This is a genomic window from Pseudomonas sp. MF06569, from assembly GCF_059862735.1.
Genome location: NZ_JCBCUZ010000002.1, coordinates 136,780 through 155,496 on the forward strand (window position 1 = coordinate 136,780; position 18,717 = coordinate 155,496).

21 protein-coding genes are annotated in these 18,717 nt (G+C 58.4%); 20 read left to right on the forward strand and 1 reads right to left on the reverse strand.

All coding sequences use genetic code 11. The features are described 5' to 3' along the window. Positions 1-2 precede the first annotated feature (2 nt). The gene (locus AC19YQ_RS02990; protein WP_500594550.1) at positions 3-992 is read left to right on the forward strand and encodes a S49 family peptidase; all 990 of its coding nucleotides are present in this window, start codon (positions 3-5) and stop codon (positions 990-992) included. 209 nt (positions 993-1,201) lie between these two features. On the opposite strand, the gene AC19YQ_RS02995 is transcribed toward AC19YQ_RS02990, so the two are convergent. Beyond that, on the reverse strand, positions 1,202-1,780 hold the full coding sequence (locus AC19YQ_RS02995) for a Maf family protein (protein ID WP_500594551.1): 579 nt from the start codon (positions 1,778-1,780) through the stop codon (positions 1,202-1,204). A gap of 105 nt (positions 1,781-1,885) precedes the next feature. On the opposite strand from AC19YQ_RS02995, the gene AC19YQ_RS03000 reads away from it, so the two are divergent. The 19 genes from AC19YQ_RS03000 to araG all read left to right on the forward strand — a co-directional run bounded on the left by AC19YQ_RS03000 (position 1,886) and on the right by araG (position 18,695). Then, the gene (locus tag AC19YQ_RS03000; RefSeq protein ID WP_019827935.1) at positions 1,886-2,413 is read left to right on the forward strand and encodes a YceD family protein; all 528 of its coding nucleotides are present in this window, start codon (positions 1,886-1,888) and stop codon (positions 2,411-2,413) included. Between the two features lie 13 nt (positions 2,414-2,426). Continuing rightward, the gene (gene rpmF / locus AC19YQ_RS03005; protein WP_003442519.1) at positions 2,427-2,609 is read left to right on the forward strand and encodes a 50S ribosomal protein L32; all 183 of its coding nucleotides are present in this window, start codon (positions 2,427-2,429) and stop codon (positions 2,607-2,609) included. A gap of 4 nt (positions 2,610-2,613) precedes the next feature. Continuing rightward, entirely contained in the window at positions 2,614-3,624 is a 1,011-nt protein-coding gene (gene plsX, locus AC19YQ_RS03010) for a phosphate acyltransferase PlsX (protein WP_133075679.1), read from the forward strand. A gap of 126 nt (positions 3,625-3,750) precedes the next feature. Then, positions 3,751-4,689: an ACP S-malonyltransferase gene (gene fabD / locus AC19YQ_RS03015; RefSeq protein WP_133075678.1), complete on the forward strand. Its 939-nt coding sequence runs from the start codon at positions 3,751-3,753 to the stop codon at positions 4,687-4,689. Between the two features lie 16 nt (positions 4,690-4,705). Further along, positions 4,706-5,449 (forward strand): 3-oxoacyl-ACP reductase FabG, encoded by a 744-nt coding sequence (gene fabG, locus AC19YQ_RS03020; protein ID WP_133075677.1) that lies wholly within the window; start codon positions 4,706-4,708, stop codon positions 5,447-5,449. A gap of 191 nt (positions 5,450-5,640) precedes the next feature. Further along, the gene (gene acpP / locus AC19YQ_RS03025; protein WP_016779952.1) at positions 5,641-5,877 is read left to right on the forward strand and encodes an acyl carrier protein; all 237 of its coding nucleotides are present in this window, start codon (positions 5,641-5,643) and stop codon (positions 5,875-5,877) included. A gap of 111 nt (positions 5,878-5,988) precedes the next feature. After that, positions 5,989-7,233 carry a beta-ketoacyl-ACP synthase II gene (fabF, locus tag AC19YQ_RS03030; protein ID WP_133075676.1) on the forward strand — a complete coding sequence of 415 codons (1,245 nt, stop codon included), beginning with the start codon at positions 5,989-5,991 and terminating at the stop codon, positions 7,231-7,233. After that, the gene (gene pabC, locus AC19YQ_RS03035) at positions 7,233-8,051 is read left to right on the forward strand and encodes an aminodeoxychorismate lyase (RefSeq protein WP_500594552.1); all 819 of its coding nucleotides are present in this window, start codon (positions 7,233-7,235) and stop codon (positions 8,049-8,051) included. Before fabF ends, pabC begins: the two co-directional genes overlap by 1 nt. A 3-nt stretch (positions 8,052-8,054) precedes the next feature. Continuing rightward, positions 8,055-9,149: an endolytic transglycosylase MltG gene (gene mltG, locus AC19YQ_RS03040; protein ID WP_326398306.1), complete on the forward strand. Its 1,095-nt coding sequence runs from the start codon at positions 8,055-8,057 to the stop codon at positions 9,147-9,149. A gap of 12 nt (positions 9,150-9,161) precedes the next feature. Beyond that, complete coding sequence (tmk, locus tag AC19YQ_RS03045) at positions 9,162-9,794, forward strand: dTMP kinase (RefSeq protein WP_219262524.1); 633 nt, start codon at positions 9,162-9,164, stop codon at positions 9,792-9,794. Next, positions 9,787-10,773, forward strand: coding sequence for a DNA polymerase III subunit delta' (locus tag AC19YQ_RS03050; protein ID WP_339473886.1), 987 nt, complete (start codon positions 9,787-9,789; stop codon positions 10,771-10,773). The genes tmk and AC19YQ_RS03050 overlap by 8 nt, the downstream gene beginning before the upstream one ends. A gap of 32 nt (positions 10,774-10,805) precedes the next feature. Next, on the forward strand, positions 10,806-11,597 hold the full coding sequence (locus tag AC19YQ_RS03055) for a TatD family hydrolase (RefSeq protein ID WP_339473887.1): 792 nt from the start codon (positions 10,806-10,808) through the stop codon (positions 11,595-11,597). Positions 11,598-12,027: 430 nt separating this feature from the next. Further along, positions 12,028-12,669: a TetR/AcrR family transcriptional regulator gene (locus AC19YQ_RS03060; protein WP_019827947.1), complete on the forward strand. Its 642-nt coding sequence runs from the start codon at positions 12,028-12,030 to the stop codon at positions 12,667-12,669. 125 nt (positions 12,670-12,794) lie between these two features. Further along, positions 12,795-13,763, forward strand: coding sequence for a GTP 3',8-cyclase MoaA (locus AC19YQ_RS03065; RefSeq protein ID WP_500594553.1), 969 nt, complete (start codon positions 12,795-12,797; stop codon positions 13,761-13,763). Between the two features lie 101 nt (positions 13,764-13,864). Beyond that, complete coding sequence (locus AC19YQ_RS03070) at positions 13,865-14,470, forward strand: DUF4823 domain-containing protein (RefSeq protein ID WP_219262522.1); 606 nt, start codon at positions 13,865-13,867, stop codon at positions 14,468-14,470. A gap of 15 nt (positions 14,471-14,485) precedes the next feature. Beyond that, complete coding sequence (locus AC19YQ_RS03075) at positions 14,486-15,046, forward strand: DUF1285 domain-containing protein (protein ID WP_500594554.1); 561 nt, start codon at positions 14,486-14,488, stop codon at positions 15,044-15,046. A gap of 254 nt (positions 15,047-15,300) precedes the next feature. Then, positions 15,301-16,119 carry an SDR family oxidoreductase gene (locus AC19YQ_RS03080; protein WP_500594555.1) on the forward strand — a complete coding sequence of 273 codons (819 nt, stop codon included), beginning with the start codon at positions 15,301-15,303 and terminating at the stop codon, positions 16,117-16,119. Positions 16,120-16,179: 60 nt separating this feature from the next. Further along, complete coding sequence (locus tag AC19YQ_RS03085) at positions 16,180-17,184, forward strand: substrate-binding domain-containing protein (RefSeq protein WP_133075639.1); 1,005 nt, start codon at positions 16,180-16,182, stop codon at positions 17,182-17,184. After that, positions 17,175-18,695, forward strand: a complete 1,521-nt coding sequence (gene araG, locus AC19YQ_RS03090; protein WP_500594556.1) for an L-arabinose ABC transporter ATP-binding protein AraG — start codon at positions 17,175-17,177, stop codon at positions 18,693-18,695. Before AC19YQ_RS03085 ends, araG begins: the two co-directional genes overlap by 10 nt. Positions 18,696-18,717: the final 22 nt, after the last annotated feature.

Here is an 18,717-nt window from a genome sequence, read left to right on the forward strand (position 1 = left end):
GCATGGTTGATCAATGGAAAGCGCCCTCTGCGGCTGAGTCGACTGTCGGTGATGCAAAAAGCTGGCAACTGCTGGAAAAAACCTTGTTGGCGGGTATTCAGGAGCAGCGCCGTTCGCGCCGCTGGGGGATTTTCTTCAAGGTCCTGATGTTCTGTTACCTCATTGCGGTGTTGCTGCTGTTTACTCCGCTGCTGAGCATGGAGCGAAGTGCGGTGGGCGGTTCGAGCTATACCGCGTTGATCGATGTACGCGGCCCGATCGCAGATAAAGAGCCTGCCAGTGCCGATAACCTGGTTACCAGTCTGCAGGCTGCATTCGATGACCCAAGGGTCAAGGGTGTTGTATTGCGCATCAACAGTCCGGGCGGCAGTCCGGTGCAGTCGGGTTATGTCTACGATGAGATTCGTCGTTTGCGCGGCCTTCATCCCGACACCAAGGTGTATGCGGTGATCTCCGATTTGGGAGCTTCCGGTGCCTATTACATTGCCAGTGCTGCTGACGAGATTTACGCCGACAAGGCCAGTCTTGTCGGGTCGATTGGCGTGACGGCGGCGGGCTTTGGCTTTGTCGGGGCGATGGACAAGCTGGGGATTCAGCGTCGTGCGTACACTTCGGGTGACCACAAGGCATTCCTGGATCCGTTTGAGCCGGAAAAGCCGGACGAAACCAAGTTCTGGCGGGGTGTCCTGAATGTGACTCACCAGCAGTTCATTGATAGCGTCAAGCAGGGGCGTGGTGATCGCCTGAAAGACAAGGAACATCCTGAGTTGTTCTCGGGGTTGGTCTGGACCGGTCAGCAGGCGCTGCCCCTGGGGTTGATTGACGGGCTGGGTAATGCCAGTTCGGTTGCCCGTGATGTGATCGGTGCAAAGGATCTGGTGGATTTCACTGTCCAGGAGTCGGCTTTCGATCGCTTCTCGAAAAAGCTCGGTGCCAGCGTGGCTGAGCAATTGGCGATGTGGATGGGCTTTCAGGGGCCGACACTGCGCTGATTGGTCTCTCTGCTCACAAAAAACGGCCTTCGGGTCGTTTTTTTTGTGTGGTGTCGAGCGTTCTGTAGTCGCTGCCGAGGAGCGGAGGCTGCGATCGAGCGCGAAGCGTTCGCAAAATGGAACACCCGAATATGTCAGGTTCTACGCCCGCTTCGCGGCCGATCGCAGCCTTCGTTCCTCGGCAGCGACTACAGAGTGTTGCGGCTTATTCAGGGCAGGTGTACGCCTTCTGCAAGCAGCATGTCCACCAGGCGTATCAGTGGCAAGCCGACCAGACTGGTGGCGTCATCGCCTTCTGTGCGTTGAAACAGGCTCACACCAAGGCCTTCGGCTTTAAAGCTGCCAGCGCAGTCGTAGGGCTGTTCTGCGAGCAGATAGCGTTCGATCTGTTCGGCACTTAGCGTGCGCATGTGCACGGTGAAGGGAATGCAATCGGTCTGGTGGTGGCCCGTCTGGCTGTTGAGCAGGGTCAGGCCGGTCAGGAAGCTCACGCTGGCACCGCTGGCGCTCATCAGTTGTTGGTGGGCCTTGTCGTGGGTGTGGGGTTTGCCGATGATCTGTCCGCCGAGTACGGCGACCTGGTCGGAGCCAATGATCAGGTGGTCTGGATGGCTGTTGGCGAGTGCTTGTGCCTTTTCCAGGGACAGGCGCTTAACCAGTTCAATGGCGGTCTCGCCGGGGCGGTGGCTTTCGTCGATGTCGGGTGAGCTGCAGCTGAAAGGCAGGCGCAGGCGAGTCAGTAATTCGCGGCGGTAAACCGAGCTTGAAGCGAGTAATAAAGGTAGCATGCGCGGCTCCTGTGGGTGGTTGGCGATTCTAGCGGGCGTACGGGATGTCGCACAGGCACAATTTCCTTTGACAGGTGAAGGGGTCGTCCCTAGAATGCTGCGCCTATGTTGAATGACCCGATTCCACCTCACGTTGACCCGCGCAAATTAGCTGATCGTGGCACTACCCTTCAAGGTGAAGTGCTGCTGGCTGATTTGGAGAGACTCTGCGACCCGCTTTCCGACAATGTCGGTACGGTCCAGGCTAAATTTGTTTTTGAGCGAGACGAGCGAAGATCTGTGGTAATACACAGCTCCATCGACGTTGAGGTCAAGATGGTTTGCCAGCGTTGTCTTGAGCTGGTCACCCTGCCGATTCACAGCGAGTGCAGTTATGCTGTGGTGAAGGAGGGTGCAAATACCCAGTCGTTACCGAAAGGTTATGACGTGCTGGAACTGGGCGAAGATCCATTGGATCTGCAGTCACTGATCGAGGAAGAGCTTTTGCTTGCCTTGCCCATTGTGCCTGCTCATCATCCGGAAGAATGCCAGCAGCCGGCGGGTCTCGATGAGCCCGAGCCAGGCGAGGACGAGGTAACGCGGTCCAACCCGTTCAGTGTATTGGCGCAGTTAAAGCGTGACCCAAACGTTTAGGAGTTAATTAATTATGGCTGTTCAGCAGAACAAAAAATCCCGCTCTGCCCGTGACATGCGTCGTTCGCACGATGCTCTTTCGGCTAGCACTCTGTCCGTAGAAAAAACCACCGGTGAAATTCACCTGCGTCACCACGTATCGCCAGAAGGCGTATACCGTGGTCGTAAAGTGATCGACAAGGGCGCTGACGAGTAATCACTTGTCCGCTCAGGTCATCGCGATCGACGCAATGGGCGGGGACTTCGGTCCCCGCAGCATTGTTCAGGCCTGCATTGCCTGTCTGTCTGCAACTCCCTCGTTACACCTGACCCTCGTCGGTCAACCCTCCATACTTGAAACCTTGATCGCTGGCCATTCGGCTGTGGATCGCTCGCGCCTGACGATTACTCCTGCTTCTGAAGTGATTGCCATGAATGAGCGACCTTCCAATGCCTTGCGCAGCAAGCCTGACTCTTCCATGCGTGTGGCGCTGGAGTTGCTCCGTGATGGCAAGGTGCAAGCCTGTGTCAGTTCCGGCAATACCGGCGCACTGATGGCGTTGTCCCGGCATGTGCTCAAGACCTTGCCGGGGATTGATCGTCCGGCGATGGTGGCGGCGGTGCCGACCCAGACGGGCTACTGTCAGTTGCTGGACTTGGGCGCGAATGTCGATTGCACGGCCGGGCAGTTGTTCCAGTTTGCAGTCATGGGGTCGGTGGCGGCGCAGGCGCTGGGTGTGCTTCGTCCACGGGTTGCCTTGCTCAATATCGGCACCGAAGACGTCAAGGGCAATCAGCAGGTCAAAGAGGCGGCTGCGTTGTTGCAGGCGGCGTCCGGGCTGCACTACATCGGCTTTGTCGAGGGTGATGGTGTGTACCGTGGCGAGGCTGACGTGGTGGTGTGTGACGGGTTTGTCGGCAATATCATGCTCAAGTCCAGCGAAGGCCTTGCCACCATGATTTCGAGCAGGCTTGAGGCGGTGTTCAGGCGTAACCTGTTCAGTCGCTGTGTAGGTGCGCTGGCGTTGCCGTTGATGCGGCGCCTGCAGGCCGACCTGGCGCCCGCGCGTCATAACGGTGCGAGCTTTCTCGGGCTGCAGGGGATTGTGATCAAGAGTCACGGTTCGGCAGGTGCTCAGGGCTTTCAGAGTGCGATAGAGCGCGCATTGATTGAAATCCATGAAGACCTGCCAAAGCGTTTGTATGGACGCCTTGAAGGGTTGTTGCCGTAGGCGTTTTGCCGGGCGGATGCTTAAATGTGACCGCTCAGTCCAATCAGCCATCCAACTGTCAGTTTCTTGCGTCCACTACGGTAGGACGTCAATTCTCCGACGACAAGATCATTAGGGGCTTGTTACATGTCTACATCCCTCGCATTTGTCTTTCCAGGGCAGGGTTCGCAGTCCCTCGGCATGTTGGCCGAGCTGGGCGCGGAGCATCCGCTGGTCCTGGAAACATTTAAAGAAGCTTCCGCTGCTCTGGGTTACGACCTGTGGGCGCTGATCCAGGAAGGTCCTGCAGAGAAGCTGAATCAAACCGATATTACCCAGCCTGCCATTCTGGCCGCCTCGATTGCCCTGTGGCGCCTGTGGCTGGCCGAAGGCGGCAAGCGCCCTGACTTTGTTGCAGGCCATAGCCTGGGCGAGTACAGCGCGTTGGTTGCTGCCGAATGCCTGACATTGGCTGAGGCGGTCAAACTGGTTGAGCGTCGCGGTCAACTGATGCAAGAAGCCGTACCGGCCGGCCAGGGTGCCATGGCGGCAATCCTGGGCCTGGAAGATGCTGACGTGCTGGCGGCCTGTGCCGAAGCGGCGCAAGGTGAAGTGGTCAGCGCAGTGAACTTCAACTCGCCGGGCCAGGTCGTGATCGCTGGCGCCAAGGCTGCTGTTGAGCGCGCCATGGAGCTGTGCAAGGCCAAAGGCGCCAAGCGTGCATTGCCGTTGCCGGTGAGCGTGCCTTCGCACTGCGAGCTGATGCGTCCTGCCGCTGAGCGTTTTGCCGAGTCCATCGAGGCGATTGACTGGAAAATGCCGACCATTGCCTTGGTGCAGAACGTCAGTGCCGCTGTTGCAGCCGATTTGCCAACCCTCAAGCGCGACTTGCTCGAACAGTTGTACAAGCCAGTGCGCTGGGTTGAGTCGGTACAGGTGCTTGCGGCTGGCGGCCCGGTTGATCTGGTTGAGTGCGGTCCGGGCAAGGTCCTGGTAGGCATCAGCAAGCGTTGCGCTGAAGGCGTGACGACCCACAATTTGAATACCCCGGATGCCTTCGCCGCTGCGCGATTGGCTCTGGTCTGAATCAGGAGAAGCCTGCATGAGCTTGCAAGGTAAAGTTGCACTGGTAACAGGCGCAAGCCGTGGCATTGGCCAGGCTATAGCATTGGAGTTGGGTCGTCAGGGCGCCGTTGTCATCGGCACTGCGACTTCGCAAGCCGGTGCCGAGCGTATTGCTGCCACCCTGAAAGAAAACGGTGTTCAGGGCACTGGCATGGAACTCAATGTCACCAGCAGCGAATCGGTTGCTGCGGTGCTGGCGAGCATCCAGGAGCAGTTCGGTGCTCCGGCGATTCTGGTCAATAATGCCGGGATCACCCGCGATAATCTGATGATGCGCATGAAAGATGACGAATGGCATGACGTTATCGATACCAACCTGAACAGTCTGTATCGCCTGTCCAAGGGGGTTTTGCGTGGCATGACCAAGGCCCGTTGGGGACGAATTATCAATATTGGCTCTGTTGTGGGTGCCATGGGCAACGCAGGCCAAGTAAACTACGCCGCCGCCAAGGCAGGCCTTGAAGGTTTCGGTCGTGCGCTGGCACGTGAAGTGGGCTCGCGCTCGATCACTGTCAACTCGGTAGCTCCGGGCTTTATCGATACCGATATGACCCGTGAATTGCCAGAGGCACAGCGCGAAGCCTTGCAGACGCAGATTCCGCTGGGCCGTTTGGGCCAGGCTCAAGAGATCGCAAACGTGGTCGCTTTCCTGGCATCTGACGGTGCAGCCTACGTGACAGGGGCTACAATCCCGGTCAACGGCGGGATGTACATGAGTTAAATGTGACGGATTGCTTCAAAAAAATGTCATACGAGCTGTCTAAAATCCGTTATAAAGCTGCAATCTATTTATAGGCAGCCGGTTGTTGCGGTGTGAGTGCAAAGCTTTCAGTTGAAAAACTGAAAAGGCTTTCGATACACTTGCCCACTGGCCAGCTGCCTGAATTTGTCCATTAGGAGTGAAAACAAGGTATGAGCACCATCGAAGAGCGCGTCAAGAAAATCGTTGCCGAGCAACTGGGCGTTAAAGAAGAAGAAGTGACCAATGCCGCTTCCTTCGTTGAAGACCTGGGTGCCGACTCCCTTGACACCGTTGAGCTTGTGATGGCTCTGGAAGAGGAATTCGAGACTGAGATTCCTGACGAAGAAGCTGAAAAGATCACTACTGTACAAGCCGCTATCGATTACGTTACTAGCCACCAGGCGTAATAGTTTGTAATCGTTGCTCGCTGTCATGGAAAAACCGCACTGCCGCTCTGGCGTGCGGTTTTTTCTTTAGGCGTGATGCAAAGTGTCGTCAATAGAATAAAGGAGAGTGCTGTGTCGCGTAGACGCGTCGTAGTCACCGGTATGGGGATGTTGTCGCCACTGGGTGCGGATGTTCCGAGCACCTGGCAAGGCATTCTGGCAGGCCGAAGTGGCATTGGTCTGATCGAACACACGGATCTTTCTGCCTATTCCACCCGTTTTGGCGGCTCGGTACAGGGCTTTAACGTTGAGGATTACCTCTCCGTCAAAGAAGCCCGAAAACTTGACCTGTTTATTCAATACGGTTTGGCAGCTGGGTTTCAGGCTGTGCGTAATTCCGGCCTTGAAGTTACCGACGCCAATCGTGAGCGCATCGGTGTGGCAATGGGTTCGGGTATTGGCGGTCTGACCAATATCGAAGAAACCAGCCGTACCTTGCACGAGCAAGGCCCGCGACGGATTTCTCCGTTTTTCGTGCCCGGTTCGATCATCAACATGATTTCCGGTTTTCTGTCTATCCATCTGGGTACACAGGGGCCTAACTATGCCATCGCGACTGCCTGTACCACCGGTACGCATTGCATTGGCATGGCAGCTCGCAACATTGCTTACGGCGAAGCCGACGTGATGATTGCCGGCGGTGCCGAAATGGCCGCCTGCGGCCTGGGCATGGGCGGCTTTGGTGCCTCCCGTGCGTTGTCGACCCGCAACGACGATCCAACCCGTGCCAGCCGTCCGTGGGACAAAGGCCGTGATGGATTTGTATTGTCTGACGGTGCCGGTGCGCTGGTGCTCGAAGAGCTTGAACATGCCAAGGCGCGTGGTGCGACCATCTACGCCGAACTGATCGGTTTTGGGATGAGCGGTGACGCTTTCCACATGACCTCGCCTCCGGCCGATGGTGCAGGTGCGGCCCGCTGTATTACCAATGCCCTGCGTGACGCCCAGCTGAACGCTGATCAAGTGCAGTACATCAACGCCCACGGCACCTCGACCCCTGCTGGCGATCTGGCAGAAGTGTCGGCGATCAAGTCGGTGTTTGGTGATCACGCCTACAAACTGGCGGTGAGTTCGACCAAGTCCATGACCGGTCACCTGTTAGGTGCAGCGGGCGCGGTCGAGGCGATTTTCAGCGTACTGGCCATCAACAGCCAGATTGCCCCGCCGACCATCAACCTCGACGAGCCTGATGAAGGCTGCGATCTGGACTTCGTGCCGCACACCGCGCGTGAAATGCCGATCGACGTGGTGCTGTCCAACTCATTCGGTTTTGGCGGCACAAACGGTTCGTTGGTGTTCCGTCGGTACGCCGACTGATGCAAAGCTGGGTCGACGGTCAGCCGGCGAACGCTCTTGCGTCGCTCAAAGACCGTGGGCTGGCCTACGGTGATGGTCTGTTTGAGACCATCGCCGTCAAGGCTGGCACACCGCTGCTGCTGGAACTGCATATGCAGCGTCTGGCGCTCGGTTGTTCCCGGCTGGCGATTGTTGCGGATCAGGCATTGATCCGCAGCGAATTGCTGGCATATGCGCAAGCGATGGGCGAGGGCGTCCTCAAGCTCATCCTGACCCGTGGCGATAGTCAGCGTGGTTATGGCGCGTCCACCGGGGCTTTGCCTCGACGAATTCTTCAGGCCAGTCCGGCTGCGGCTTATCCCCAAGCGTACGCGCTGCAAGGGATAGTGCTGTTTGATTGCGCCACCCGTCTGGCTGAACAGCCGTTGTTGGCGGGGCTCAAGCATCTCAATCGACTCGAACAGGTCATTGCGCGATCCGAATGGCAAGACCCGGCCTACGCCGAGGGCTTGATGCGCGACACGTCGGGACGGGTGATTGAAGGTGTGTTCAGCAATCTGTTCATGGTGCGTGACGGGGTTCTGATGACCGCCGACCTGCACCGGTGTGGCGTGGCCGGCGTGATGCGGGCTGCACTGCTGGTCGAGGCCGAACGCCTGGCCATTCCTTGTCTGGTTACTGACATCAGCCTTGCGCAGCTGCAACAGGCCGATGAACTCTTCCTCTGTAACAGCGTGTATGGCGTTTGGCCCGTGCGCGCATTTGCAGACCTGAGCTGGCCGGTGGGGCCACTCACCCGTAAACTGCAAGGCATTGCTCGCACCCTACTGGATGTTTGATTTGTGAAACGTAAATTCTTGGTGCTGCTGGAGACAGGTCTGGTGCTGGCGGGCTTGCTGCTGGGCGCTAGCGCCTGGAAGCTCAATTCTGCGCTCGACCAACCGCTCAATCTGACGCAGGAACAATTGCTCGATGTACCGGCTGGCGCCACGCCGACCGGTACGTTCAATCGTCTGGAAGCTGACGACACGCTGCGTGACGCGTTCTGGTTGCGCGTGTACTGGCGCTTCAACCTTGAAGGCCAGCCGTTGCACAGCGGTGAATACCGCATGACCCCGGGCATGACCGCCCAGGACCTTATTGGTCTGTGGCAGCGTGGCGAAGTGGTGCAATACAGCCTGACTCTGGTTGAAGGCTGGAATTTTCGCCAGGTGCGCAGCGCTCTGGCCAAGCATGAAAAAATCGAACAGACCCTCGATGGCCTGAGCGATAGCGAAGTCATGGCCAAGCTGGGTCATGCCGGGGAATTTCCGGAAGGTCGATTCTTTCCAGACACCTATCGCTTTGTGCGCGGCATGACCGATGCCCAGTTGCTGGAAAAAGCCTACGACCGTCTTGAGAAAGTGCTTGCCCAGGAGTGGGAGCAGCGTGATCCGAGCGTGCCTTATGCCAACCCTTATCAGGCGCTGATCATGGCGTCACTGGTGGAAAAGGAAACCGGTGTGCCACAGGAACGCGGGCAAATTGCCGGGGTTTTTGTGCGCCGGATGAAAATCGGCATGCCGCTGCAAACCGATCCTACGGTGATCTATGGGCTGGGCGAGCGTTACAACGGCAAGCTGACACGGGCCCACTTGCGCGAGCCCACGCCGTACAACACCTATACGATTCCTGGCTTGCCGCCTACGCCCATCGCCATGGTGGGGCGTGAAGCGATTAATGCCGCCTTGCACCCGGTCAGTGGCTCCAGCCTTTACTTTGTGGCCAAGGGCGATGGTAGCCACACGTTTTCCGATGACCTGGATGCGCACAACAATGCGGTGCGCGAATTCCAGATCAAGCGCAGGGCCGATTACCGTTCGAGCCCCGCGCCGACCCCTGCTGCCGAGCCGGAGAGTCCCCCGGCCGAGCCGCAAGGCCCGAAAGACACTGATTAAGGATTGCTGCCTGTGACTGGCTTGTTTATTACCCTGGAAGGCCCCGAAGGCGCAGGAAAAAGCACCAACCGTGAGTACCTGGCAGAGCGCTTGCGCGCCGAAGGTATCGACGTGGTACTGACCCGCGAACCCGGCGGCACGCCGCTGGCCGAGCGTATCCGCGAGCTGCTGCTCACGCCCAGCGATGACGCGATGTGTGCCGACACCGAGCTGTTGCTGGTCTTTGCAGCCCGCGCCCAGCATCTGGCCGAAGTCATTCGCCCGGCGTTGGTCCGGGGTGCGGTGGTGCTGTGTGATCGCTTTACCGATGCCACTTATGCGTATCAGGGCGGCGGTCGGGGGCTGTCCTTTGAACGCATCGCGACTCTAGAGACCTTTGTCCAGGGTCCATTGCGTCCTGATCTGACCCTGGTGTTTGATCTGCCGATTGAAGTCGGCATGGCCCGGGCGAGTGCCCGGGGTCGACTTGACCGCTTCGAGCAGGAAGGTCGCACGTTCTTCGATGCGGTGCGCAGCACCTACCTTGAACGCGCCAAGGCAGAGCCTGCGCGTTATCGCCTGATCGATGCCGCGCAGACGCTCGAACAGGTTCAAGGGCAACTGGACGCCTTGTTGCCAGAATTGCTGGGCTTGCACCGTGGCTGAGGCCTATCCGTGGCAAGACAGCCTGTGGCAGCAAATGGCAGGGCGCGCGCAGCATGCCCACGCTTATTTGCTGCACGGGCCGGCGGGCATCGGCAAGCGGGCTCTGGCCGAACGACTGATGGCCAGTCTGCTGTGCAAGCAGCCGGTTGGGCTTGAAGCCTGCGGTACATGCAAATCCTGCTCGTTGCTGGCGGCGGGAAGTCACCCCGATCATTACATTCTTGAGCCTGAAGAAGCTGACAAGGCAATCAAGGTCGACCAGGTGCGCGATCTGGTCAGCTTTGTGGTGCAGACCGCCCAGTTGGGCGGGCGCAAGGTGGTACTGGTCGAGCCGGTAGAGTCGATGAATATCAACGCCGCCAACGCCTTGCTCAAAAGCCTTGAAGAACCCTCCGGCAACACCATCCTGCTGCTGGTCAGCCATCAGTCCAGTCGACTGTTGCCGACCATCCGCAGTCGCTGCGTGCAGCAGGCGTGCCCGTTGCCGAGCCAGGCATTGAGCCTTGAATGGCTGGCCAAGGCCCTGCCTGATACTGGCGAAGCTGAACGGGTCGAGTTATTGACCCTTGCCGCCGGATCGCCTCTGGGAGCCGTCAAGTTGCAGGCCCAGGGTGTTCGCGAACAACGGGCAGCGGTGGTGGAGGGCGTCAAGAAGGTGCTCAAGCGCGAGCTGTCGGCCAGTCAACTGGCGGAAAGCTGGAAAGCCATCCCGCTGCTGTTGCTGTTTGACTGGTTTTGCGACTGGTCGAACCTGATCCTGCGCTATCAACTGACCCAGGACGAAGCCGGGCTCGGGTTGGAAGACATGCGCAAAGTGCTGCAATACCTGGCGCAGAAAACCCCGCAGGACAAGGTTCTGAGCATTCAGGACTGGATTCTTGCCCAGCGCCAGAAGGTCTTGAGCAAGGCCAACCTTAACCGTGATCTGTTGGTCGAGGCGTTACTGGTGCAGTGGGCAAGCCTGCCCGGCCAGCGCTGATTTGATTGAATTGATAAGCAGGTAATTTTTGTATGTTGGTTGACTCTCATTGTCATCTCGATCGTCTTGATCTGAGCGCCCATGACGGCTCGCTGGACGCGGCTCTGGAGGCCGCGCGTCAACGCGGTGTCGGGCATTTTCTGTGTATCGGCGTAAGCGCCGACAACGCGGCCGATGTCAAAGCCCTGACCGATCGGTATGCCGATGTGGATTGCTCGGTGGGCGTCCACCCCCTGGACGTACAGCCGGGAGCGGCGCCAGCGCTGGACTGGCTGTTGAGCGAGCTGAATCACCCCAGGGTAGTGGCGATCGGTGAAACCGGTCTGGACTACCACTACGAGCCTGAAGCCGCCGAGTTGCAGCAATTGTCGTTCCGGGTGCATCTGGAAGCGGCGCAACAGACCGGCAAACCGGTGGTTATTCACACCCGTGGCGCCCGCGCCGATACCCTGAACTTGCTGCGTGAGGCGGCATTGCCCCAGGCTGGCGTGTTGCACTGCTTCACTGAAGACTGGGACATGGCCAAGGCGGCGCTGGACATGGGTTACTACATCTCGCTGTCGGGGATTGTGACCTTTCGCAATGCCGATGCCCTGCGCGATGTGGCCCGTCAGGTGCCTGCAGATCGCCTGCTGGTCGAGACCGATTCGCCTTACCTCGCCCCGATTCCCTATCGCGGCAAACCGAACCTGCCGCAGTACGTGCGTGAAGTCGCCGAGTTCCTGGCCATGTTGCGCGGTGAGTCTTACGAGCGCTTTGCAGAGCAAACCACCGAAAACTTCAAGCGTCTGTTTCCGCTGGCTCGGGTTGCACAGTCAATCTGACGTGGGAGCGGACCCGCTCGCGATAGCATCACCGAGCGCATCCATTCGGCCGCAGCGCCAGCATCGCGAGCAAGCCCGCTCCCACAGTTTTTAAAGTAAACAGGCAGGCAAAAAAAACCCGAACTCTGGGGAATTCGGGTTAAGACCATTAGGAGTAAAACAAAGGCACACATTCCGTTGCTGCCTAAATCGGCGAGACACTTTGGGGGGGATGTCACGCCGACACGTTAAGTATTGGCCAGCTTTGTCGAACGTCCAGCCAGGATTGATCGTTTTTTAAACAGATTTGGAATACCCGAGCTTCGCTTGAGTGCTCTGCGAGCCGCCGGTAAATCGTTTGAACACATCGATATGCAGGATGATCCGTGCAATTTAGTGTGACTAATGCATAATACTCCGCTTCGATTTTGACCCGAACAGACCTTTTCTTATGCACAAAGAACCCCGTAAGGTCCGTGAGTTTCGTCGCCGCGAGCAAGAAATTCTCGATACCGCGCTCAAGCTGTTCCTCGACCTGGGTGAAGACAGTGTCACCGTCGAGATGATTGCTGATGCCGTGGGTATCGGCAAAGGCACGATCTACAAGCACTTCAAGTCCAAGGCCGAGATCTACCTGCGCCTGATGCTCGACTACGAGCGCGATTTGAACGAGCTGCTGCATTCCGCCGACGTGGATAAAGACAAAGAGGCGCTGTCCCGTGCCTACTTTGAGTTTCGCATGCGTGATCCGCAGCGCTACCGGTTGTTTGATCGCCTTGAAGAAAAGGTGGTGAAGGGCAACCAGGTGCCAGAACTGGTCGAAGAGCTGCACAAGATCCGCGCCTCGAACTTTGAGCGCCTGACCCTGTTGATCAAGGGGCGTATCAGTGAAGGCAAGCTCGAAGACGTACCGCCATACTTCCATTACTGCGCAGCGTGGGCTCTGGTGCACGGCGCTGTGGCGCTATATCACTCGCCGTTCTGGAGCAATGTGCTGGAAGATCAGGAAGGCTTCTTTCAGTTCCTGATGGACATTGGCGTACGCATGGGCAACAAGCGCAAGCGTGACACCGATACCCCGGCTGTAGAGTAACCCCGGCCAGTATTTGCCTTCATGGCTTATGGCCTTGAGGCTTATAATCAGGCTTGGGTCTTGCCAAAACCTGATTTATGAGTCAGGTTTTGCGGCGGCCCATTTCCCCCGCGCCGGAGTCATCCATGATCGTTGATCGCCAAGGCAGACGTTTTCGCAACTTGCGTATCAGTCTGACCTCCGCTTGCAACTATGCCTGCACCTACTGTGTGCCTAACGGCAAGCGGTTGGTTGCCGCGCAGGATGAGCTGTCGGCCGAAGCGATGGTGCGCGGGGTGGCTTATCTGATTGAGGCTGCTGGCATCGAGCGCTTGCGCATTACCGGCGGCGAACCGCTGGTCAGCCCCAAGCTTGAAACCTTTATGCGCGAAGTCGGGCAGTTGGGCTTGAGCGACATCAGCCTGACCACTAACGGCCAATTGCTTGCACGCAAGTTGCCGTTGCTGCTGGATGCGGGCATCCGCCGTCTCAATGTCTCTCTCGACACCCTTGATCCAGAAGCGTTTCGCAGCATTGCCCGTGGCGGTGATCTGCCGACGGTGCTCGAGGGCATGCAGCAGGCCCGGGAAGCGGGGATCAAGATCAAGGTCAATATGGTGCCCTTGCGCGGACAGAACCTGGATCAGGTGATGCCGCTGCTGGAGTACTGCCTTGAGCGCGGTTATGAACTGCGTTTTATCGAGCTGATGCGCATGGGCCATCTGGCCAGTGATAGCAATGCCTTTCTGCAGCAGTTCGTCAGCTTGCAGCAGCTGTTGTCGCTGATTGGCGAGCGCTACGAATACTTGCAGGCCGATGCGCCAATCGATGCCACGGCGGTGCGCTACCAGATCCCGGATCATGGTTATTTCGGGGTGATCGCCAACGAGAGCGTGCCGTTTTGCCGTACGTGCTCACGGCTGCGACTGTCTTCCACGGGATGGCTACATGGTTGCCTGTCGTCGAGCAATCGCCATTATGTGGGTGATCTGCTCAACAAGCCTCGCCACCAGGCGCTGCCTGCGCTGCAAGGCCTGCTGATGAAAGCCCTGGGTGACAAACAGGACGTGGCTTTCTCCGGTGGTGCCACGGTGATGAAGATCATCGGCGGCTAAAGCCCGTTCTCACAGCCTAACAGTGACCTGCTAAAACTGGCGCGCAATCTGCATCACGGGACTATTCGCCGGTTTTTTGTCACCGGCATCGGGAGAACGGGATGCGTGGTCTGATTGTTTGGCTGGCTTTATTGGCGCTCGGCGGCTGCATGAAGCTCAGCGATCTGGGTGAGGGCGCGCGTTATCAGCTGAGTGACGCAGGCATGCTCGATCACAGCAACACCCGGCGCAGCAACTCGCTGCGTATTCAGCCAGACTCCTTTATCTACATCGCCCAAGGGCCATTTGCCCCTGTCGGCGATCCGTACGTGCGCCCCAATGTGGTGGCCGAAGAGGCGTTCAACGGTTTTGTCGAATACTTTCCCATGGTGCGCCGTGCCAAAGCGCCGCTCGGGCTCGATCAGGCAATGACCGAAGCCAGGGGCTTTGGCGCTCACTACTTGCTGTTCACCCGTTTTGCCCGGGCCGATGACCGCATCGGCAACAGCGACGAATGGCTCGACCAGGAAGAGATCAGCCGACTGGGGATCGACAGTGGCGTGATCCAGGTGATGCTGATCGAGACCAGTACCCAGTATTTGATCGATACCGCCACCATTCGCAGCCGCGGCGGTTTGCTGACGTTCCATGACAACAAGCCCGCAGACCTGATCGGACCGCCGCTCGCCAAGTACGCTCGCAGCTTGATAGGCTTGAGCGATCAATAAGTCGAGGAGAGCAACATGAGCGAGCCGGTAGACGTCAGCAACCTGTTGGCGCAAATTCCCAGGGCCGACAAAGGCCTGCCGCCCGTTCACTTGTGGGATACCGCCTTTTGCGGCGATATCGACATGCGTATTGCCCGCGATGGCACCTGGTACTACATGGGCACACCCATTGGCCGCAAGCCCATGGTCAAGCTCTTCTCGACGATCATTCGCCGCGACGGCGATGATTACTTTCTGATTACCCCGGTAGAAAAAGTCGGCATCAAAGTCGATGACGCGCCTTTTGTCGCGGTGACTTTGGACGTGGAGGGGCAGGGCGAGCAGCAAGTCCTGCGTTTTACCACCCAAGTCGACGAGTCGATCAATGCCGGCTCCGAGCATCCGCTGCGTTTCGTCATTGACCCCCAGACCCAGGAGCCCGCGCCTTATGTGCATGTGCGGCGCAATCTTGAAGCCCTGATCCACCGCAATGTGTTCTACCAGCTGGTAGAGCTGGCGGTGGAGCGCAAGATCGACGGGCGGAACTGGCTGGGCGTGTGGAGTGGTGGGGAGTTTTTCCCGATCGGGCCTGCCTAGGCTATCCCGCGAACACTAATCTCCCATAATGTGGGATGTTAAATTATATATTGAGATTTAATTAGCCCTGGGTTTATAGTCGGCCTCAGCTCTACGCACTCACACTTAAAAAAACAAAACAGGTGAAGTGATGCCGAACTATCCCAGGGTGCTCCTGCGCACTAGCGCGTCTGCACGTCCCGCCCAATCCCCCATGCTTTTTAACCGGTCATCGACAGATGCCCGGTTTTTGTCGTGTCCAGGAGTCTTGATCAATGGCTGAACCTCTTGCATTGCCACTCGTAGCCGAACCACCCCGTGGTGAGCGCCTGAAGAACAAGGTCGTACTGTTGACCGGCGCCGCCCAAGGTATTGGGGAAGCCATCGTGGCCAGCTTCGTGGCGCAACAGGCGAAAATGGTCATCAGCGATATTCAGGCCGAAAAGGTGGAGAAAGTTGCCGCCCATTGGCGTGATCAAGGCGCGGATGTGCGGGCAATCAGAGCCGATGTGTCTTGCCAGGCAGACCTGCATGCCCAGGCCGCACTGGCGTTGCAACTGCACGGTCGGGTCGATGTGCTGATCAATTGCGCCGGGGTCAACGTGTTCCGCGACCCTCTGGAAATGACCGAAGAAGACTGGCGCCGTTGTTTCGCCATCGATCTGGATGGCGCCTGGTACGGCTGCAAGGCGGTTTTGCCGCAGATGATCGAGCAAGGCATCGGCAGCATCATCAACATTGCCTCAACCCATTCGAGCCACATCATTCCAGGTTGTTTCCCGTACCCGGTGGCCAAGCACGGCCTGATGGGCCTGACCCGTGCCCTGGGCATCGAATACGCACCCAAGGGCATCCGGGTGAACGCCATCGCGCCGGGGTATATCGAGACGCAGCTCAACGTCGATTACTGGAACGGTTTCGCCGACCCCCATGCCGAGCGTCAGCGTGCACTCGACCTGCACCCGCCACGGCGTATCGGCCAGCCGCTTGAGGTGGCAATGACTGCCGTGTTCCTGGCCAGCGATGAAGCACCGTTTATCAATGCCTCGTGCATCACCCTCGATGGCGGGCGCTCAGTGATGTACCACGATTGATCGCTTGCCCGGACACAACAGGTTCTGCAGACCGTTAAAAATAAAAACAAGGAGTCAGCCATGAAACGTCGTCACGGTATCCGTTCCCTGTGTTGTGCGGCCCTGGCCGCTACCGCCTTCAGCCTCAGCAGTGGGCTGCAGGCGGGCGACCCGGTGAAGATCGGCTTTTTGGTCAAGCAGGCGGAGGAACCCTGGTTCCAGACCGAATGGGCCTTCGCTGAAAAAGCCGCCCAGGATAAAGGCTTTACCCTGATCAAAATCGCCGTGCCGGACGGCGAGAAGACCCTGTCAGCCATCGATAGCCTGGCGGCCAACGGCGCCCAGGGTTTTGTGATTTGTCCGCCGGATGTGGGCCTTGGCCCTGCCATCATGGCCAAGGCCAAGCTTAACGGCTTGAAAGTGATCGCTGTGGATGACCGCTTTGTCGACGCCAGCGGCAAGTTTATGGAAGAGGTGCCGTACCTGGGCATGGCGGCGTTCGAAGTGGGCCAGAAACAGGGCAGTGCGATGGTCACTGAAGCGAAAAATCGCAATTGGGACTGGAAAGACACCTATGCGGTGATCAACACCTTCAACGAGCTGGATACGGCTAAAAAGCGCACGGATGGCTCAGTCAAATCCTTGAAGGACGCGGGCTTGCCAGACGATCACATTTTGTACTCCGCGCTTAAAACCCTCGACGTGCCCGGCAGCATGGACGCCACCAACTCGGCGCTGGTCAAACTGCCCGGCGGCGCGAAGAACCTGATCATTGGCGGGATGAACGACAGCACTGTGCTCGGCGGAGTGCGTGCCACGGAAAGTGCCGGCTTTGCGCCCGCCAATGTGATCGGCATCGGCATCAATGGCACCGACGCCATTGGTGAACTGAAAAAGGCCAACAGTGGCTTTTTCGGCTCCATGCTCCCCAGCCCGCATATTGAAGGCTACAAGACGGCGACCATGATGTTTGAGTGGATCACCGAGGGTAAAGAACCGCCGCTGTACACCGCGATGGATGAGGTAACGCTGATTACCCGTGACAACTTCAAGGAAGAACTGACCAAGATCGGTCTGTGGAATTGAACGCGCCGGGGAGTGGCGCCGCCAGCTTGCGCTTCAACGGCATCGGCAAGCAGTTTCCCGGTGTACAGGCGCTGGCCAATATCAGTTTCGTCGCTCACCCGGGGCAGGTTCATGCGCTGATGGGTGAGAACGGTGCCGGTAAATCAACCCTGTTGAAGATTCTCGGTGGCGCCTATCAGCCCAGCAGCGGACATTTGCAAATCGGTGAGCAGGCGCTGACCTTCAAGTCCACTGCTGAAAGTATTGCCAGCGGGGTCGCGGTCATCCATCAGGAGTTGCATCTGGTACCTGAAATGACCGTGGCCGAGAACCTGTTTCTGGGGCATTTGCCTGCGCGTTTTGGCTTGATTAACCGCCGCTTGCTGCGTCAGCAGGCCCTGGATTTGCTCAAGGGCCTGGCGGATGAAATCGATCCGCAGGAGAAAATTGCACGTCTGTCACTGGGGCAGCGCCAATTGGTGGAAATCGCCAAGGCGCTGTCCCGTGGCGCCCACGTGATTGCCTTCGATGAACCCACCAGCAGCCTTTCGGCCCGCGAAATCGATCGGTTGATGGCAATCATTGCCCGCCTGCGCGACGAAGGAAAAGTGGTGCTCTACGTTTCCCATCGCATGGAGGAAGTGTTCCGTATCTGCAATGCGGTCACGGTGTTCAAGGACGGCCGCTACGTGCGCACCTTCGAGCAGATGAGTGACCTGACCCACGATCAGTTGGTGACGTGCATGGTCGGTCGCGATATTCAGGATATTTATGACTACCGCCCTCGCGAGCACGGCGCGGTCGCGCTCAAAGTCCAGGGGTTGCTCGGCCCGGGACTGCGTGAACCGGTGAGTTTCGAGGTGCGCCAGGGCGAAATACTGGGCCTGTTCGGGCTGGTGGGGGCGGGGCGTACCGAACTGTTGCGCCTGCTCGGCGGGCTGGCCCGCAACAGCGCCGGTCGCCTTGAATTGCAGGGGGCCGAACTGACGCTGCGCTCGCCCCGTGATGCGATCGGTGCCGGGGTCTTGCTGTGCCCGGAGGACCGCAAGAAGGAAGGCATCATCCCCCTCGCCAGCGTCGCCGAGAACATCAATATCAGTGCCCGTGGCGCTCATTCGACCCTGGGTTTGCTGCTGCGTGGCAAGTGGGAGCGCGCCAATGCCGACAAGCAGATCAAGGCGCTGAAAGTGAAGACCCCGAGCGCGGCGCAAAAAATCATGTACCTGTCCGGCGGCAATCAGCAAAAGGCCATTCTCGGGCGCTGGTTGTCGATGCCCATGAAGGTGCTGCTGCTCGACGAGCCGACGCGAGGCATCGATATCGGCGCCAAGGCCGAGATCTACCAGATCATCCACACCCTGGCGGCCAATGGTATAGCGGTCATCGTGGTGTCCAGCGACCTGATGGAGGTGCTGGGCATCAGCGATCGCATTCTGGTGCTGTGTGAAGGCGCGGTGTGCGGCGAACTGCCTCGCGACCGGGCCAATGAATCCAACCTGTTGCAGATGGCCTTGCCCCGCCAGCGCGGTTGAAGGCGTGATCCCTTGAGAGGTT

Bases quoted from the DNA above. Each gene is read 5' to 3' on its own strand.
- AC19YQ_RS03075 (WP_500594554.1), top strand. From the start codon at position 14,486: ATGAGCGAGCCGGTAGACGTCAGCAACCTGTTGGCGCAAATTCCCAGG.
- AC19YQ_RS03080 (WP_500594555.1), top strand. From the start codon at position 15,301: ATGGCTGAACCTCTTGCATTGCCACTCGTAGCCGAACCACCCCGTGGT.
- fabD (WP_133075678.1), top strand. From the start codon at position 3,751: ATGTCTACATCCCTCGCATTTGTCTTTCCAGGGCAGGGTTCGCAGTCC.
- AC19YQ_RS03055 (WP_339473887.1), top strand. From the start codon at position 10,806: ATGTTGGTTGACTCTCATTGTCATCTCGATCGTCTTGATCTGAGCGCC.
- AC19YQ_RS02995 (WP_500594551.1), bottom strand. From the start codon at position 1,780: ATGCTACCTTTATTACTCGCTTCAAGCTCGGTTTACCGCCGCGAATTA.
- AC19YQ_RS03060 (WP_019827947.1), top strand. From the start codon at position 12,028: ATGCACAAAGAACCCCGTAAGGTCCGTGAGTTTCGTCGCCGCGAGCAA.
- pabC (WP_500594552.1), top strand. From the start codon at position 7,233: ATGCAAAGCTGGGTCGACGGTCAGCCGGCGAACGCTCTTGCGTCGCTC.
- acpP (WP_016779952.1), top strand. From the start codon at position 5,641: ATGAGCACCATCGAAGAGCGCGTCAAGAAAATCGTTGCCGAGCAACTG.
- AC19YQ_RS03070 (WP_219262522.1), top strand. From the start codon at position 13,865: ATGCGTGGTCTGATTGTTTGGCTGGCTTTATTGGCGCTCGGCGGCTGC.
- AC19YQ_RS03065 (WP_500594553.1), top strand. From the start codon at position 12,795: ATGATCGTTGATCGCCAAGGCAGACGTTTTCGCAACTTGCGTATCAGT.
- AC19YQ_RS03000 (WP_019827935.1), top strand. From the start codon at position 1,886: ATGTTGAATGACCCGATTCCACCTCACGTTGACCCGCGCAAATTAGCT.
- fabG (WP_133075677.1), top strand. From the start codon at position 4,706: ATGAGCTTGCAAGGTAAAGTTGCACTGGTAACAGGCGCAAGCCGTGGC.
- rpmF (WP_003442519.1), top strand. From the start codon at position 2,427: ATGGCTGTTCAGCAGAACAAAAAATCCCGCTCTGCCCGTGACATGCGT.
- AC19YQ_RS02990 (WP_500594550.1), top strand. From the start codon at position 3: ATGGTTGATCAATGGAAAGCGCCCTCTGCGGCTGAGTCGACTGTCGGT.
- AC19YQ_RS03085 (WP_133075639.1), top strand. From the start codon at position 16,180: ATGAAACGTCGTCACGGTATCCGTTCCCTGTGTTGTGCGGCCCTGGCC.